Source organism: Hydrogenophaga sp. SNF1 (assembly GCF_034421675.1).
GTDB classification, from domain to species: domain Bacteria; phylum Pseudomonadota; class Gammaproteobacteria; order Burkholderiales; family Burkholderiaceae_C; genus Hydrogenophaga; species Hydrogenophaga borbori.
This window is the reverse complement of the sequence record NZ_CP139793.1, coordinates 3,164,901-3,181,580: the sequence shown is the minus strand read 5'-3', so window position 1 is coordinate 3,181,580 and position 16,680 is coordinate 3,164,901. Positions and strand designations below refer to the sequence as shown.

General features: G+C 66.6%; 15 protein-coding genes and 1 pseudogene. 1 reads left to right on the top strand and 15 read right to left on the bottom strand.

Annotation, left to right across the window (positions count from 1 at the left end):
* Positions 1 to 262: 262 nt before the first annotated feature.
* The 15 genes from SOM08_RS15220 to SOM08_RS15150 all read right to left on the bottom strand — a co-directional run bounded on the left by SOM08_RS15220 (position 263) and on the right by SOM08_RS15150 (position 16,369).
* A complete protein-coding gene (locus SOM08_RS15220; RefSeq protein ID WP_322469247.1) occupies positions 263 to 517 on the bottom strand; it encodes a hypothetical protein in 255 nt (84 codons plus the stop codon).
* A gap of 315 nt (positions 518 to 832) precedes the next feature.
* Positions 833 to 2,974: an AAA family ATPase gene (locus tag SOM08_RS15215; protein ID WP_322469246.1), complete on the bottom strand. Its 2,142-nt coding sequence runs from the start codon at positions 2,972 to 2,974 to the stop codon at positions 833 to 835.
* Entirely contained in the window at positions 2,967 to 3,395 is a 429-nt protein-coding gene (locus tag SOM08_RS15210; RefSeq protein WP_322469245.1) for a hypothetical protein, read from the bottom strand. Before SOM08_RS15210 ends, SOM08_RS15215 begins: the two co-directional genes overlap by 8 nt.
* Positions 3,392 to 3,553 carry a hypothetical protein gene (locus tag SOM08_RS15205; protein ID WP_322469244.1) on the bottom strand — a complete coding sequence of 54 codons (162 nt, stop codon included), beginning with the start codon at positions 3,551 to 3,553 and terminating at the stop codon, positions 3,392 to 3,394. Before SOM08_RS15205 ends, SOM08_RS15210 begins: the two co-directional genes overlap by 4 nt.
* A 172-nt stretch (positions 3,554 to 3,725) precedes the next feature.
* A complete protein-coding gene (locus SOM08_RS15200) occupies positions 3,726 to 4,172 on the bottom strand; it encodes a hypothetical protein (protein ID WP_322469243.1) in 447 nt (148 codons plus the stop codon).
* The gene (locus tag SOM08_RS15195; protein WP_322469242.1) at positions 4,169 to 5,251 is read right to left on the bottom strand and encodes a site-specific integrase; all 1,083 of its coding nucleotides are present in this window, start codon (positions 5,249 to 5,251) and stop codon (positions 4,169 to 4,171) included. The genes SOM08_RS15200 and SOM08_RS15195 overlap by 4 nt, the downstream gene beginning before the upstream one ends.
* A 456-nt stretch (positions 5,252 to 5,707) precedes the next feature.
* Positions 5,708 to 8,860 carry a hypothetical protein gene (locus tag SOM08_RS15190; RefSeq protein ID WP_322469241.1) on the bottom strand — a complete coding sequence of 1,051 codons (3,153 nt, stop codon included), beginning with the start codon at positions 8,858 to 8,860 and terminating at the stop codon, positions 5,708 to 5,710.
* Between the two features lie 43 nt (positions 8,861 to 8,903).
* Positions 8,904 to 9,377, bottom strand: coding sequence for a hypothetical protein (locus tag SOM08_RS15185; protein WP_322469240.1), 474 nt, complete (start codon positions 9,375 to 9,377; stop codon positions 8,904 to 8,906).
* 154 nt (positions 9,378 to 9,531) lie between these two features.
* Positions 9,532 to 10,704 carry an MFS transporter gene (locus SOM08_RS15180; RefSeq protein ID WP_322469239.1) on the bottom strand — a complete coding sequence of 391 codons (1,173 nt, stop codon included), beginning with the start codon at positions 10,702 to 10,704 and terminating at the stop codon, positions 9,532 to 9,534.
* Between the two features lie 3 nt (positions 10,705 to 10,707).
* The gene (locus tag SOM08_RS15175; protein ID WP_070397675.1) at positions 10,708 to 11,262 is read right to left on the bottom strand and encodes an NUDIX hydrolase; all 555 of its coding nucleotides are present in this window, start codon (positions 11,260 to 11,262) and stop codon (positions 10,708 to 10,710) included.
* Between the two features lie 71 nt (positions 11,263 to 11,333).
* Complete coding sequence (locus SOM08_RS15170) at positions 11,334 to 12,380, bottom strand: TRAP transporter substrate-binding protein (protein WP_116960434.1); 1,047 nt, start codon at positions 12,378 to 12,380, stop codon at positions 11,334 to 11,336.
* A gap of 89 nt (positions 12,381 to 12,469) precedes the next feature.
* Positions 12,470 to 13,168 (bottom strand): fumarylacetoacetate hydrolase family protein, encoded by a 699-nt coding sequence (locus SOM08_RS15165; protein ID WP_322469238.1) that lies wholly within the window; start codon positions 13,166 to 13,168, stop codon positions 12,470 to 12,472.
* 19 nt (positions 13,169 to 13,187) lie between these two features.
* A complete protein-coding gene (locus SOM08_RS15160) occupies positions 13,188 to 13,511 on the bottom strand; it encodes a 2Fe-2S iron-sulfur cluster-binding protein (RefSeq protein ID WP_070397678.1) in 324 nt (107 codons plus the stop codon).
* Positions 13,512 to 13,523: 12 nt separating this feature from the next.
* Complete coding sequence (locus tag SOM08_RS15155) at positions 13,524 to 14,999, bottom strand: glutamine synthetase family protein (protein ID WP_322469237.1); 1,476 nt, start codon at positions 14,997 to 14,999, stop codon at positions 13,524 to 13,526.
* Complete coding sequence (locus tag SOM08_RS15150) at positions 14,996 to 16,369, bottom strand: Rieske 2Fe-2S domain-containing protein (RefSeq protein WP_116960437.1); 1,374 nt, start codon at positions 16,367 to 16,369, stop codon at positions 14,996 to 14,998. The genes SOM08_RS15155 and SOM08_RS15150 overlap by 4 nt, the downstream gene beginning before the upstream one ends.
* 78 nt (positions 16,370 to 16,447) lie before the next feature.
* Between SOM08_RS15150 and SOM08_RS15145 the strand changes: the two are divergent.
* A pseudogene (locus SOM08_RS15145) lies at positions 16,448 to 16,630 on the top strand (GntR family transcriptional regulator); the annotation flags it as partial.
* Positions 16,631 to 16,680 lie beyond the last annotated feature (50 nt).

Below are 16,680 nucleotides of genomic sequence, written 5' to 3'. Positions count from 1 at the left end.
ATCGCGCAGTACGTGGGCTGGCACCTCCTGGCCGGAATTTTTGGCAGGGCTACCCGTATGGGTGGCGGGTTCCGCTAGGTGCCGAGCCGTGGGGGCCAACTGCCGGGGCAGGGTGGGGCAGGTACCCACCTAAACCGACCAGCAGGTCGGCAAAACGGTCGCCAGGTCGGTTTTTGCGGTCAGGCTAGTACAGGGGTACATGGACGCCGGACCGGCACCCAGGCTGCTGCCGATACCGACGCCAACACCGATACCGACCGTGTCAGTGCCTGGCTGGCAGAGCCGGGTTGATGTGTTGGTGCAGCACATGGGCCTGACCGTCCGGCGCGCGCAGGTACAGGGTGGTCGTCAGGCCGTCAGTGCCGAATGAGATGTCAGCGCCGGTGTGTCCACCAGCTTCGAGCAACGCGCCCAGCTTGTTCGCCTGCTCCACCGTCAGGGATTCAATGAAGGCGGCAAGAGCCTGACCTGCCGTTTGGGCAAGCTGAGTCATGGTCTGTGAAAGGTCGATGTTCATGGGAGGTCCTGTTCGAGGGCGTTGGTGATGGTCAAGATTCGTGTCTGGGAATCGGATTTGCCCGCGCGTAACTCAGCGGCCGGTTTCTGAATAGGTTCGTTCTGCACTTTTTCACCCACCCCCCACTGGTGATGCGCCGTGTGGGTCAGTGAAGAACCGTGTGGGTGCCCCCAACCGAGCGACGATGCAGCCTTGCCCTTGGGTGGTGGTACCCCGCCCCCCTAAAAGGGGGGTGGCGGGGGTACACCCCCACGGTGTTACTTGGGGGCACTTTGGGGGTACCGGGGGCACTGGGGGTATGAAGGGGTGCGCGGCTCATTTGGGCACCCTTTTTGACCGTTCCCGTGCGAGCATCGAGGCGTACTTCTTGCCCTCGACGGTGATGGTCCACATCACGGCGCGATTGGCCCCATCGTGCGACTTGAGCCAACCTTGTAGCTCGGCGTGGTGCAGCGCATCCTTGGTGCGCCCCTTGCTCAGCCCCGCAGCACTTTCCAAACGGTTCTGACTGATGGGCTCACCACCGTTGTCAGCGAGCCATACCAACGCTTTCTGGGCCTGTGCGTTGAGGCCGGCGATTCGCGTATGTTCTTTCACTTCTGCGCGGGCTACCTCCCGTTGCTCCGGCGAGAGCGGGGCCAGGTCAGGACGGGGCACCAACAACGGCCCCTTCCTTTCAAACAGATGCATGCCCAGCGAAGCCGAGTAGTTGTGCTTGACATGCTTGAACACCGCGAACCGCGAAACCGTGTCGGGGCTTGAAGGCAAGCCGAAGTCGATCGCTTCTTTCTGCGGCAGGCTCACCAACACGGCCACGCTGCGCGCGTTGTCGGTGATGGCAGAAGAACCTCGCACACTGCCCTGGTTGATGTCTTCCAGACTTCCCCATTGCGCCGACTTCTGCATGTGGTGCAGCAGGATGATTGCGCACCCCGTGGAGGATGCCAGCGCACCGAGGTGCTGCATGAAGCTGGCCATCTGACCTCCGCTGTTTTCCTCCAGGTTGTGCAGGTATGCAGCAGGGTCGAGAACCAGCAGACGCACACGATGGCGGCGCAACATGTCTTCAAGCCAGCGTAAGCGACTCGTTGGCTCGCCCGTGTCGGCATGTGGAGCCTTGTCTACCAGTCGCCAGCGCGTGACCTTTCCACCCACAGCGTGTATGCGCAGATTGGTCCGTACTTTGCCCATGTCATAGAGCAGGCGCGTGACTTCTTCCTGATCGCAGCGGTCCATCGCATGCAAGCGAAGGTGAATCGTCTGCTCGTCATCCTCATACGAGATGTACATGCAGCGCACAGCCTTCGCTGCGATGAAGGGGCCGAACTCCGTGCCAGTGCTTGCCGCATACAGGAGGCGCAGTGCGAGCGCGCTCTTCGAAACGCCACCTGGACCGGCGATGACGGAAACCTTGCCGAGCGGGGCCAACTTCTCAATGGCGAACTCCAAGGGTTCAGGTTCTTCATCGAGCATGCGGCCAATGTCACCCTGCTCCCAGAATCCCTCTGCATCCTCCACGGCCTCCGCCGTGTTGGAGTCCTCCTCGGTTTCGGAAAGATGGCCCTCCTGCCGTAGCCACTGCACCAGCTTCCGGTAGGTGAGGTGCGGCACTCCATCCTCATCGGGCTCGGTGTCCAGGCACTTCACTGCGGGACGCGGATTCCCGTCGTGGTGGGCCTCGTAGTAGACCGTCTGGGTTTCGTTGATTGCGCCGTGCTCATCTGCAAACGGGCAGGTGATGAAGTGCTTGCCCTTGTGCCCAGGGTCCTCGTTGATGTAGAGGCCCGCACTGCGCAGCGCATGTAAGACAGGGTCCACCTTGCCGTCTGGAATGTCGGCAGGAGCCGCGGGCGCGCTTGGCTTCCAAGCCTTCCCGTTGTGGTGGCCTTGCCAGACCTTGCCGCCCTTCAGCTTGGCAGGCAGAAACATCACCTGCGAGAGCACCCACGATTCCGGCTGACACCAGTCTGCGATGCCCAGCGCATCCGCTGCTCTGCGAGTGGTGGCCTCCAGCCCCCGCACATCCTTGATCGGCTCAATCAACGGCAATACCACTCGGTATCGCGGGCTCTGATCCGTGTGGGAAATCGTCGTATACACCCAGCCTGAAGCGCCTTTGTCCTTCAGCGCCTGCAGAACGTCCTGTGGGGGCGGGGGCTGGGTCTTGTCGCCCTGCTTCGCCTCAATGTCCAGCGTCAGCAGGGAGCGGTGCTCGATGTTCTCGTCCTTCCGCGCGCCGTTCACCTTGCCACCGACGAAGTAGGGCAGGCCCAGCTTGATGGTGTCGCGCTTGGCCTTGTCGGCCTTCCTGTACACGTTGGAGGTGGTGTCCAGCAGGGTTGGCGCGCTCAGCGCCTGAACGAGGCCTTCCCAGTCCTGGGCTACTTGGTTCTTCACCTTTGTGTTTCGGACGCCCGCAGCGGTGGCGTACGCGAGGGGTGTGGTCGCGTTAGTCATGCTGCGCACCCACGAAAACCATCGGCCCACGATGGAGGTTGAGCGGGTCCACCACGGCAACGTCTTGGCCCATCGTGAATATCGGTGTGGTGAGGCCCGCCATGTGCATGTCCACCACGGCCTTGAGTTCCGCAGGTGTCAGCGCGATGAGCCGTCGCCCCAACCTGTGGGAGGCCATACGCAGGAAGCTGTCGCGCGCTGCCAGGTAGACGGTGGCCAGCGATTCCAGCGTTTCGCCCGTGGGTGGCATGCTCGGGTCCCAGGCGAGGCGCAGTTCACTCTTCTTGAGTGAAAACCGAACCGAGTACGTGTGACTCAGTCGTTGTGTGTCACCGTAGACGGCCGGGTGTGCGGGCAAGGCCTTGAACCCAGCCTGCTGAAATGCGCGCGAGAAGGTGGCGGCTCGTTGCTGGGGCGTCATCGCGTACCCCCCTTGGCGAGGCGCGCCACATGGCGCTGCAACTCTTCTACGGTGACCATGCGTCTGCGCCCGTGCTTGTAGGTGCGCAACAGGCCAGCGGCGAGGTCGCGGTACAACTGCTTCTTCGTACGGCCACACACCAAGGCGGCTTGGTCCATGGTGTAGGCCAGGGGTTGAAGCTCAACCCGGGGGCGGCTGACTGGCTCAGCCTGGGTAAGTGGGGACATACGGGGCTCCTTGAGGACAACCGCAACAGCGCGGTATGGCCTCAAATTTCCCTTTACAGCCCCATGTGGGGCCAGCCCCTAGGTCTGCCCCCTCCGTTCAAACTTACCCCCTTGGTGGCCAGTCGGGCAGATCTGAAGTCGGCTCTTTTGGCGTCTTTTTGCGCCAGTCTCGCCATAGCGTCTTGACCGCACCGGGAGTTCTCCGAAAGCTAGCCGCAGCAAGCTTTTCTGCCGCTACAGGATTGTTTCCCGCGCGTCTTGCGGCCGCGACTTCCTCGGCGATGTCGCGCTGGGCTGACTGTTCAACCCTGCGATGAATGTTCTCAAGACCTAGGGCCTGAGATACGTCTGTAGCCTTCTTCGCTTCTAGCAGACGGGCACCCATGAGGTCGAACTCGCGTTCCAATGCCTCGGGTGTCTCAACCCCGTGCTTCCTGTACTCAGCCCGAGCAAGCCAGAGGAATATTCCGTTGCCATTCCTTTCATACAAAGCTAGGTGCCGACTCGCGTTGTGGTGCGCAACGAATTCTTTGAACTTCTTCGCTTTCATGCGCCTCCCCCTGCGATGCGTTCGATGGCCGTGGCCTTGTGCTCTGACGACAGGTGCGCATAACGGAGCACCATCTTGATATCTGCGTGACCCAGCAACTCGCGCAGCGTGTTCAGGTCGCCACCCGTCATCACGAATTTGCTGGCGAAGTGGTGCCTTAGGTCGTGCCAGCGGAAGTCCTCTATCTCGGCATCCTTGAGCAGGGTGGCCCATGCCTTCTTCACGTCCACAAACGGTTTGCGATTCGGACCCGGGAAGACCAGGCCAGCCGTTGACTCGGCGCATTCCTTCCAGGTAGTCAGTACCCGCAGGGCCTCCGAGTTCAGATTGACGATGCGCAGCTTGCCGCTCTTGGCCACCTCCGCGCGCACGGTCAGCAGCCTGCGATCAAGGTCAACATCTGCCCAGCGCAGGGTGAACACCTCTCCTTGGCGCAGGCCCGTGTTGATCGACAGCAGGGTCATCGGCGTCAGGTGGTCGCCGTAGATGCCACGCTCCGGCATGAGGGGTAGGTTGCGCTCAGCACGCCATGCGTTTCCGTTCTCCCTGCGCTGCCGCAGCGCATCGTCGCGCCGCGTGAGGGCTTGCCGTAGGCGGGTTTCCTCATCGGCCGACAGGAAGCGGACAACCTTGCTGGTTACCTTCAGCGGCTTCAACTTCCGCAGTGGGTGCTCATCCAGCGCATTCCACTCGACGGCCTTGGTCAGCACGGCACTCAGCGCAACCAAGTCCCGGTTAACCGTGGCCGTTGACGTGCCGCTGTTGATGCGGTCGGTACGCCACCGCTCCAGCGCGGGCAGGGTGATTTCGTTGAGGCGCTGCCCATAGAACTTCTTGCCGAAGCTTGCCTTGAGCCGTGCAAGGGTGGCCGTGGCGGTCTTGCGGTGCGCGGTTGCCCAGGGCTTGTAGTGCTCGTCAATGAAGTCCTCCAGCGACGCGGCTTTGTGCTTCTCCTTCTCGTAGGCCACGGGGTCCACCAGCACGCGGCGGGCCGTGTCCTCTGCCTGCCCGAGGGTCAGCACCTTCGCATTGCCAAGGCGCACGCGCTTGCTGCGGGCTACCTGTACCCAGTAGGTCATGGTGCCGCTCGTCTCAATGCGCATCAGCAGGCCAGGGCAACGGTCAGACCGTAGCTCGTAGGGCGAGCCCTCTGGACGCGCTGACTTGAGGGATGCGGAGGTCAGGCGCGGACGGGCTGCGCGCGGAGGTGGGGTGGCGACAAGCGCAAGTGCAGGCATGTGGTTCCTCTGTGCAAGTGCATTCTAAGTGCCAAATTTTGCCCAGAGTGGCCTGCAACGGGCCGCATTGGCCCAGATAAAGCCTTGTAAAACAACAACTTGCCTATGCTGGCTAGGGTTTGCGGCAGTCCCGAAACGCCTTCACACGGCAGGGGTCGCAGGTTCGAACCCTGCACCGCCCACCAGGAACCCCGTTCCAGAAAAAGGCCTTGCGAGTGATCGCAAGGCCTTTTTTGTTTGCGAAGGCCCGCACCGGTGGTGCCAGCCGAAGCGCGCCATGGGCGAGGTCCATGGCCTCTACTCGACGGGGATCCAGCGCTGAAAGCCGGTGACGGGATGCAGGGCGGTGGCCGTTCCGTTCATCAGGGCCTCCTGGCGCTGCGCGCAGGCCTTGGCCGCCAGATACCCGTCGGCAAGGTGGCGGTGGAGCCGCTTGCCCTGGTGCTTGTGCCCGTCGGCCAGGCTGGCCTCAATGCCTTCGCTGAGCTTCAGGGAGTGGTCGATGCGTTCCCGTAACGCCGCGAGCAACCAGTCGTCCATGCTGTTGAATCCCGGGGGGGTGGTGGGTGGGCCGGGCAGTTTGTCCAGTTCGCGCAGCTTCCACGCCTTCAGAGCGATCAGTACCTCGTCGATCAGCTCGGGGCGCTGATCGATCCGCTTCAGAAACTGTCCCGCCGTGCCCATGGGATTGGGTGTGCGGAAGCTGGAGCCCTCCAGCTCTCTGACCAACCAGGGCTTCAGTTTCGTGTGGCCGACTTCCTGGATGGCGCCGACCAGCACCTCGTGGCCCATCAACGGCGCCTGGACCTGGGGTGCCTGGGCCAGGGGCTGCAGATAACGCGGCGACGGTACGTGCTCGCTGGGGTCGATCAGCACCTCCAGCAGCCATTGGAGCTGGTGGCCCATGACCCTTGTTGTCGTCGTTGTTGTCGTGGTGATGGTGGTGGTGGCCGTCGTCGCCGTCGTCGTCACTTGGTCGGACAAGTCCATGTGGAAGGCGGTGCGCTCGGTTCTGAACCGCTCGAGGTCGTCCGGATCGATGTTCTTTTCAAGCAGCGCGGCCCTGAACCGGGCCAGGCGCTCCTCGCGGTTCAGGCGTTTCTGGGTCGTGGCCGCACCCCAGGGATGCAGGGCATCGCGCGAGGTCGCGCCGATCAGGTCTTGCCGAAGGCCCGCATGGGCGGGATCGTCCAGAAGGGCCAGCAGCGCCTGGTGGGTGTCTTCCACGGAGGCCGCCCGTTTGTGGAACGGGAGGCGATCGGACTGAAAGTGACGGGTCTTGTACACCTTGGCGGCGATGGTGCTGCGGCACACGCTGAGGTAGTGCTGCTCATCACGGCAGTGGGGGAGGCAGGTCCGCAGGTAGTCGACATCGTCGTCGGACATGCCCATCTTGCGCAGCATCTGTGCCGCGAAGCACTCGCGCACGGCCTCACCCTTGAGGCCGGCCTGTTGCGCGGCGCCCAAGAGATCGCGCGAGAGCCATTCGATGGCGACGAATTTGTTGTGCTTGAGCAAGGCCTGGCGCTCCAGCCCCTGGCGCAAGCCTTTGGGCGCGCTCAGCCTCGCCACTTGCATGCGCCGATCGAACTCGGTGTCGGACAGCGTGTAGATCCACTGGGTGTAGTCCGTGCCCAGCACCTTTTGCAGGTGCTGCTCGATGCGCAGCTGTTGCTTGTCGTGGTCCTTGGCCTGCTTGGCTTTGCGCAGCCGGTGCCAGATGCTGGCATAGAACGGCGCCAGCACCGCGGCGGTGATGCCCAGGCCCACCACGCTCACGAGGCCGGCCGTGGCCACGTTGGCCACGATGATCAGGGCCAGGGCCACGCTGCCCAGGACGATGGCCGCCACCGGCGTGGTCACCAGGAACACGCACTGCGCCCTGAGCGCGCGAATGCCCGTGTACCACTGGGTTTGTTTGTGCGCCTTGAACTCGCCGCGCAAGGTGGTGATCTGGTTGTCAACCAGGTACCTGCCGATGGTGGCTTGGGCGGACTCACCGACGATGTTGTTCTTGAGGGCGACCGCGTGCGCCAGTCGCCCGAACACCCTGCGAATGCCGGCGGCGGTGCTCAGGCGCTCCCGTTGGGCGACCTCCATGTCGAGTTCGGCGAACCGGAAGCTGATCGGCGTCAGCAGCAGGCCGAGCAGGGAGCCGGCAATGCCTGTTCCTTGTGAGGCAAGAGCGCCCAGGTGCAGGTTCGACACGATCAGGCCGGTGAGCGTGGAGGCCACCGAGGCGGGCACGGTGATTTTGTTGATCTCCCAATCGCGCATCTCCACCAATTGCCGCGGCCCCATATCGCGGGGGTCGCCCAGCAGGGCGATGCCCTGGCCTCGACTGAAGAAGGGTCGCAGCTGGTCGAGCCGGTGCTGCCGATCGGCCTGCTCGGCGCGCAGGGCGGTCAGCTGGGGATCGTGGGGTGCCGTCTTTTCCAGACGGCGAATCCGACGCTCCCCTTGACGGACCTCCAGCTGCAGGCGCTTGAGATCGCGGCGCGTCGCAGGGGGGTGGCGCAGGTGTGGCAAGGCATGGAGCTGATCCAGGAGGTCGTGCATCTCCTGGTCCAGCGCCGCCCTTTGGGGGGCGTTGAGAACCGTATCGGGCAGTCGCTGGCGCTCCAGCCATTTGTCTTCGGCGGCCAGCGACAGATCGCGATGGGCTTTCAGCAGCTTGGCCTGCGGGATGGTGAGGAAGGTCGACTCGATCCCGCTCAACACCTCGGCCAGCAGCGTCACGGCGTAGCGGGTCGCGGCCAGCAGCTGCTCGGAGGCTTCGTCCAGCGGCTGCCCGTTCACCTGCCGGGCCATGGTTCGCCAGTCCTCCAGGGCCTGTTCGAGCAGGCCCTGCACCTTTTGGTAGTCGCGATGGGCGTAGCGGTGGTCGCTGTTGACGATGAAGCCGTCGTAAAAGGAGAAGAAGCTCCTCAGGAAGGCGGGCGCCGGAGAGGCCTGGCCGCCCACGCCCGCGCCCGCGCTCACGCTGGCCAGGATCACCTGGCCAATCGCCGTGAGCGCCCACAGCCCATAGACCACGCTCTTGTTGTGCACTGTCAATGCCACGCGGTGGCGCTGGTTCTGCGTGATCTCCGCCGCCATGTCCCCGGGGAGCCGTGGCTGGGGCGCCCAGGGCATCAGAGACTGGGTGCCGGCCATGCCGGGGGCGTCTGGCAGGGCGGGCAGCGCCAGCGGGGTGTGCACGGGCATGGCACCGTCCGGCGGGTGAATCGCACCGAAGCTGGCGCTCTCCCTTGGGTGGCGCCAGGACGGACAGGCGTGCGCCAAGGCGATGTGCTTGGCCGCCTGTTGCTGGAGCAGGGGGGTGGCGAGCTCCTCCGACGATGCTTCGTCGGACGGGGTGTTGCCCGATCTCTGGCGGCGGGTGCTCGAGTCTGACGTCGACCACGAATGGCGGTGCTGTTCGTAGGGCTGTCGCGTCCAGTGCTTCATGTCGATGCGTGCGCGAGGGCGTTGGGTGATGGGCGTGGCGCCCTCAGGCGGCGAGGCCGGCGGGTTCGCCGGCCGGGACGCGCTCGTCCAGATGGGCCTTGAGCAGGGCGTCGACCAGGATCTGCCCCCAGGCGTCCTCCGCCTGGTCCAGCGCGGCGTGGATGCTGTCCATGACCACCGGCGCGTCGTCCTCGGGCGAGACGCGCAGGTGGGTGTAGGCCAGGAGCGTCGCGTCGGGCGCGAGGGCGAATTGCAGGGCGGTTTCGGTGTAGGGGTGGTCGAAGGTCCAGTGCAGGATTTGGCGGACCAGCCAGGGAATGACCTCGTCGGGCAGGTCCGCGTCGAGCACCATGTCCAGGCGCAGCATCTCGGGCGACGCGGTGGCCGAGAGGGTGACCCAGTTGTCGTCGTCGATCGACACGACGATCGGGTCCAGGCTGTGTATGCCGAGCGCCGTTTCGCTGCGCGCGGCGTGTCGCCAGTCCTGCAGCCAGGTGGACAGATCGGGTTCTTCCATGTCGACTCCAGTGATCACCACGACGCTGCATGGGTGACGGAGTCATCAGCTCATGTTCCAGTCACATGAGACGCCTAGGCACTAAAGCCAATGGCCGGTCCAAGCGCGGGGCCGGCCGGTGGGAGCCCCCGCCTTGGAATGACAGGGCGAACCCTTAGGCCCTGGGGGTGGCCGGTGAAGGGTGCAGCCACAGCAGACACAGCAGCGCGCTGGCCACCAGCGCCCCCGACACCCACAGCGCCTGCGCGCCCCAGCGCTCCACCAGCGCGCCGAACAGCAGCGGTGCGAAGGCCTGGGCCACGCGCGAGGGCGCGACGATCCAGCCCTGCCGGCGGCCATAGCCCACCGGGCCGAAATAGGCCAGCGGCAGCGTGCCCTTGGCGATGGTGAGGATGCCGTTGCCCAGGCCGTGCAGCATGGCGAACACCGGCGCGGCCACCGCGCCGGCCGCCATCCACACCAGCACGCCCGCGGGGTGCATGGCGGCGGCCACGCGCGCGGACACGAGCGGGTGAAAGCGCCGCAGCCCGCCGAATTCGAGCAGGCGGCCGGCCACCTGCGCCGGCCCCACCAGCGCGCCCACGGCCAGCGCGCCGGCCAGGCTGAGGCCGCTGGCCACGAGCATGGCCGGCAGGTGCGAGGCCAGTGCGGTGCTGACGAACCAGGTGGCGGCGAACACATAGGCCAGCACCCAGGCCACGTGGCGGGGCGCGCGTGGTGGCGCGCCCGTCTCCTGGCCGTCGCTGTGCGGCCGGGGGGGTGGCAAGGCCAGTGCGCGCGGCAGGCGGGCGTTGAGCGGCAGGCCCAGCAGCAGGTGCAGCGCCGCCCAGCCCAGGCAGGCGCCGCGCCAGCCCCACTGCGCCTCCATCCAGCCCGACAGGGGCCAGCCCAGCGTGCTGGCCAGGCCCGCGAGCAGGGTGATGCCGGTGATGGCGTCGCGCGCGGCCTCACCTTGCAAGCGCACCAGCGCCGAGAAGGCCGCTTCGTACAGGCCCCCGCCCATCGCCACGCCAATGAGCAGCCAGCCAGCGAACAACGGCGCCGGCCCATCCGCCAGCGACAGCAGGCCCAGGCCGGCGGCGAAGACCAGGTTGCTGGCGACCAGCACCGGCCGGCCGCCGAAGCGGTCGATGGCGCGGCCGGCGAACGGGCCGATGGCGGCCGACAGCAGCAGCGCTGCCGAGAACGCCGTCCACACCATGCCCTCGGACACGCCCGCGCCTTCGGCCATGGGCCGTGCCAGGATGGCCGGCAGGTAGTAGCTGGAGGCCCAGGCCAGGGTCTGGGCCGTCCCCAGGCGCAACACGAGTGGCGTGTTGCTGGCCATGCCTCACACGATGTCGATGGTGTGGAAGCCGAAGCGGCCCTGCCGGCGGTCGGCGAAATAGCACTGCAGCGTTTCGCGCACCGTGCGAAAGGCGATCTCGTCCCAGGGGATCTCGTCTTCGCGGAACAGCCGGGCCTCGATGGTCTCGTGCCCCGGGTTGAAGCGTTCGCTGAGCAGCCGCGCGCGGTAGAACAGATGCACCTGTCCCACGCGCGGCACGTTCATGAGGGTGAAGAGCTCACCCAGCTCGATCTGCGCACCGGCCTCTTCGTCGGTTTCGCGCAGCGCGCCCTCGGCGGTGGTCTCGCCGAGCTCCATGAAGCCAGCGGGCAGGGTCCATTTGCCCCAGCGCGGCTCGATGTTGCGCTTGCACAGCAGCACCCGGTCCCCTTCGGCGCCCCAGGCGGGCACCGTGCCCACCACGTTGAGTGGGTTGTCGTAGTGCACCGTGCCGCAGGCCGGACAGACCGCGCGCTCGCGCGTGTCGCCGTCGTCGGGCAGGCGCATCTGCACAGCGGTGCCGCAGTGGCGGCAGAACTTGGCGGGCGGACGCAGCATCGGGGCAGTGTAGTGGGCGGAACGCAAAAAAAAGCCGGGGATATCCCCGGCTGGTCAAGCAATCGGGCGGCTTAAGCCTTTTTGCCGTGCTTCTCGATCAGGGCCTTGGCCGTCTCGAACAGCTTCTTGCCGTCGAAGCCGCGCTTGTCCATGTCCTGCATCCACTCCACCTCCACCAGGCGGGCCTTGCGCTTGAACTCCTGCGCGTCGGCGGCGGGAATCTGGTAGATGGTGTTGCCCAGGTCGGCCGCCGCCTTGCGGCCGGCGGCGTCGCCGGCCTGCTGGGTCTTGCCGAGCCAACCCGAGGTCTCGATGCCCGAGTTCTTGTCGATCACGGCCTTGAGGTCGGGCGCCAGGCTGTTGTATTTGGCCTTGTTCATGGCCATCACGAAGGTGGTGGTGTACAGCGCGCCGCCAGCCGGGGCGAATTCGCTGTGGAACTTGGTGAGTTCGTGCACCTTCACCGACGGCACCACCTCCCAGGGGATCACGCAGCCGTCGATCACGCCCTTGGAGAGGGAGTCGGGAATCTGCGGCAGCGGCATGCCCACCGGCGTGGCGCCCAGCAGGCCCAGCATCTTGGTGATCTGGCGGGTGGGGCCGCGCACCTTGGAGCCGCGCAGGTCGTCGGCGGTCTTGATGAGCTTGTTGCGCATGTGGAACATGCCGGGGCCGTGCACCTGCAGCGCGATGGGCTGGGTTTCCTTGAACTCGTCCTGGGCCACCGTCTGCACGTACTCCCAGTAGGCCTTGGAGGTGGCCTCGGCGTTGTTCATCATGAACGGCAGCTCGAAGACCTCGATGCGCGGGAAGCGGCCCGGGGTGTTGCCCGGCAGGGTCCAGACGACGTCGACCACGCCGTCGCGCGCCTGGTCGTACAGCTGCACCGGCGAGCCGCCCAGCGTCATGGCAGGGTAGGCCTCGAACTTGATGCGTCCGCCGGAGTCCTTCTCGACCTTGTCCATCCAGGCCTTGTGCATGTTGAGCCACACGTTGGACTGGGGCGCCATGAAGGTGTGGAACTTGAGCGTGACGCTTTGCTGGGCGAAGCCGGTGAGCGCCGGGGCGCCGAGGGCGATGGCCGCGCCGGATTGAAGCAGGGTTCTGCGCTGGATCATGGGAGGGTCTCCGGGGTTGGTGAACTGGTTCAAGCTTAAACCTTGGGTGTGCCCCTGTATCAGAGGTCAAACCCCAAGATCGGCGGTTTTCAGGCGATCTTGACCGTGATGGGCACCAAGCCGTCGACCGCGCCGTGCAGGGTGTCACCGCTGACGACGGCGTTCACGCCCTCGGGGGTACCGGTGTAGATGAGGTCGCCGGGCTGCAGTTCCCAGGCGGCGGAGAGGTGTTCGATGGTCTCGGCCAGGTTCCAGATCAGCTTGCCGACGTTGCTGCGCTGGCGGTCGGCGCCATTGACCTGCAGCCAGATGGCGGCCTTGGCGATGTCGCCCGCCTGGGCGGCCGGGGTGATGGGGCCGATGGGGGCGGACTGGTCGTAGGCCTTGCCGATGCACCAGGGGCGGCCCTGCTTCTTCATCTCGCCCTGCAGGTCGCGCCGGGTCATGTCCAGGCCCACGGCGTAGCCGAAGACGTGCTGGAGCGCGTCGGCGGCTTTGATGTTCCTGCCGCCGGTGCCGATGGCGGCCACGAGTTCGATCTCGTGGTGCAGGTTCTGGGTCAGGGACGGGTAGGGGATGCTGGCCGTCTGGCCGGCGTCGGCCACCACGATGGCATCGGCCGGTTTGAGGAAGAAGAAGGGCGGCTCGCGGCCGGTGAAGCCCATCTCCTTGGCGTGTTCCTCGTAGTTGCGGCCCACGCAGTAGATGCGGTGGACCGGGAAGCGCTCGGCGCGCCCGACCACGGGCACGGAGACGGTGGGGGGCGGGGTGATGACGTAGGCGTTCATGACCCCGGAGTGTGCCACTTCAATACTGGTTGGCCGGCAGCGTGACCACCAGGCCGTCCAGTTCGGGCGTCAGCACGATCTGGCAGGACAGGCGGCTTTCGGGCCGCACCGGCGCGGCGGCGAAGTCGAGCATGTCGCTCTCGTCGGTGGCTGGCGCGGGCAGCTTGTCGGCCCAGGCGGGGTCCACGTAGACGTGGCAGGTGGCGCAGGTGAGGGTGCCGCCGCAGTCGGCCGCGATGCCGCTGACGCCGGCGTCCACCGCCACCTTCATGAGGCTGCTGCCGGGCGCGCCGCTGAGTTCGGTCTCGCTCTGGTCGGCGTTGATGATTCGGATCTTGATCATGGTGCGTGGGGTTCAGTAGCGCGAGAAGTACTCGCGGCGTTCGAAGTCGGTCTTGTCCTCGGCGGCGGCGTGGCGGTCCAACTCGTTCTGCTTGATGCGGCAGAAGTGGTTCACCACGGTCTCGCCCAGGCCCTTGACCATGGTGGTGTCCGCGCGCAGCGCGGCCAGGGCGTCGCCCAGGTTGTTGGGGATGCGCTGGCTGCCTTCGGCGTAGGGTGCCTCGGTGCCCTGGGGGGCGGCCAGTCGCTGGTCGACGCCGTCCAGGCCGGCGTGGATCTGGCCGGCCATGCAGACGTAGGGGTTGGCCGCCGGCTCGCCCAGGCGGTTCTCGATGCGTGTGGCCCCGTCGCCCGCGCCGCCCACCACGCGCAGCATGGCGCCGCGGTTGTCGCGGCCCCACAGGATGGCCTGCGGCGCCAGCGCGTTCGGGCGGAAGCGGCCGAAGCCGTTGACGGTGGGTGTGCACAGCGGCGTGAGCGCGGGCGCGTGCGCCAGCAGACCGGCCAGCCAGCCGGCACCCAGTTCGCTGAGCGTGTGGGTGGCGTCGCGCGGGTCGGTGCCGGGCGCGGGCGCGTCGCGCATGAAGGCGTTGCGTCCGCCGTCCAGCGCCACCACCGACTGGTGCAGGTGCCAGCCGCTGGACATGATGCCGGGGAAGGGCGGCCGGCACATGAAGGTGGCGTGGTAGCCCTCGCGGCGCAGCGCCTGGCGCACGCCGTTGCGCAGCAGCACCATCTGGTCGGCGGCGGTGAGCGCGTCGGTGGCGTCGAACACGGCCTCCACCTGGCTCCGGCCGAGTTCGATCTCCAGCGACTGCAGCGGCAGCCCCAGGCCCAGCGCGGTGCGTTCGACGATGCGCAGGGCATCCTCGGCCATGTCGGTCATGGCCTCGCCATGCAGCTGGTAGCCCGGGTGCACCATCTGCACCGCCGGCGGCAGGCCCGGCCAGGCGGCCAGTTCGGGGTCGAGCTGGGGCGTGGCGTCGGTCAGGCGGTAGATGTGGAATTCCACTTCCAGCCCGGTGGTGAAGCCCAGGCCGCGCTGCGCCAGTCGCTCCAGCGCGGCCTGCAGCACGCGCCGGCTGTCGAAGGCCACGGGCCGGCCGTCCTCATGCCAGGGCTGGGCGCGCAGCCAGGCGGTGCCGGGCGACCAGGGCAGCTCGATGAAGCTCTCGGGGTCGGGCAGCAGCAGCAGGTTGGAGGCACCGGCGAAGCCGGGCAGGTCGGCCGTGCCGCCGGGCTCGAACACCTTCCAGGCGGTGCGGTCGGCGGTGTCCTTGAGCATCAGCGTGCCCACCATGCCCACGCCCTGGCGCAGCGCGCGCACGGCGGCGTGTGGCATCAGCGTCTTGCCGCGCAGCAGGCCGTGCGCGTCGCACCAACCCACGCGCACGCGCTCGATGCCGCGCTCGGCGATCAGCCGTTCCAGCCGCTGGCAGGCGGCTTCGCGCTCGGGGGTGTGGAGTCCGCAGCGTTCGGCGAAGCTCATTTGGCGCCCGCCGTGGCCGCGTCCTTCGCGCTCCAGGGCGAACGCTCGCGGCGGTCGTTCACCGCCTTGCGCCACCAGGCGTCCCAGTCGCCCGTGGGGGCGAAGCCGTCGATGGTGTCGGGGCCATGGATGTCGCCATGCTTGGCCGCGTCGGCGATGCCGGGGGCGGTGCCGCCTTGTTCCACCGTGTCGATGGCCTGCTGCAACATGCGGCGGTGGGCCATGATGACTTTGTCGCTGGTGCCCAGGTGCTCGCGCGTGCGGTCCTGGATGGCGCCCATGCTCTCGCAGGCCCATTGGTCGTGCACGTTGATGTCTTCCTCGCCCATGCCCAGGTAGGTGCGCTCCACCTGCTCCTTCGCATTGAAGCCCCAGTCGTTGTGGCGGCCCATCTTGGGCTGGAAGAAGGGCAGGGTCACGGCGTCCAGGCGCGGCTTGCGCATGGCGTCCTTGTCCACGGCCTTGTCGAAGCTGGTGAAGAAGGCGTACCAGTAGTTGTGGGTGTCGTCCACCGGCACGTGCATCTGCGTGATCGTCATCGTCTCGGACAGCGGGATCACGAAGGTCTGGGGGAACACGCAGTTGGTGACGCGCACGTGGGTGAGCTCGTCGTTCAGGCGGCGCAGCGCGGTGAGCTGCTGGCCCCAGGGCTTGGGCTCGTGCAGGATCTCGGGCTGGCCGAACTCGCGCATCACGCGCGTCATGGGCCAGCGCTCGCCGTCCACCTCGCCGGCGCTGGCGCCGCGGAACTGCTTGCCGTAGGCGTCGTCGAGCGAGCCGTCGTTGAAGAAGCGGTGCAGGTACGACGCGTGCGCGGGGTCGATGCCCACCTCCAGCGACTGCAGCCAGTTGCAGTTCCACAGGCCCTTGAAGGCGAAGACGTGGGTGTCGGGCGCGCTGAAGCAATCCAGCGCGGGCAGGGGCGGGGGCTCCATGCCCTCGGGGCCGAACCAGCCGAACAGCACGCCGCTGCGCTCGATCAGCGGATAGCTCTTCTGCGTCACGCGTTTGCACAGGGTGCTGCCGGCGGGCTCGGCGGGCGTCTCCAGGCAGCGGCCCTCGACGTCGAACTTCCAGCCGTGGAAGGGGCAGCGCAGGCCGTCGCCTTCGTTGCGGCCGTAGGCCAGGTCGGCGCCGCGGTGCGGACAATCGCGGTCGAGCAGGCCGAAACGGCCCTCGCTGTTCTTGAACAGCACGAAGTTCTGGCCCAGCACCCGCACCGGCTTGACCGGGCGAACCGCCATGGCCGGATCGATCGCCGGGTTGAACTCGTCGACCAGGGCCACGGGCTGCCAGTAGCGGCGCAGCAGATTGCCGCCGGGCGTGCCGGGGCCGACTTGGGTAAGGCGTTGATTCAGTTCAGCTTTCATGGGGCTCTGGAAGGTTTGGGTGGGGGGTTCTGTCTAAAACGGTATCCCGTTTTGAAAATGCAGTGTACAGTTTCGACCATGAGCTTGCAAGAAACCGTTTTGATGCAGTTGCGCGACTGGATCCTGTCGGGCCAGTTCGAGCCCGGCCAGCGGCTGGCCGAACAACAGCTGGCCGAGCGCCTGGGCGCCTCGCGCACGCCGGTGCGCGCCGCGCTGGTGACGCTGGAGCAGGAAGGCCTGGTCGAGGCGAACGAGACCGGCAAGGGCACTGTTGCAAATAGTCGGTGGTGATAAACTTATCATCCCCTTTT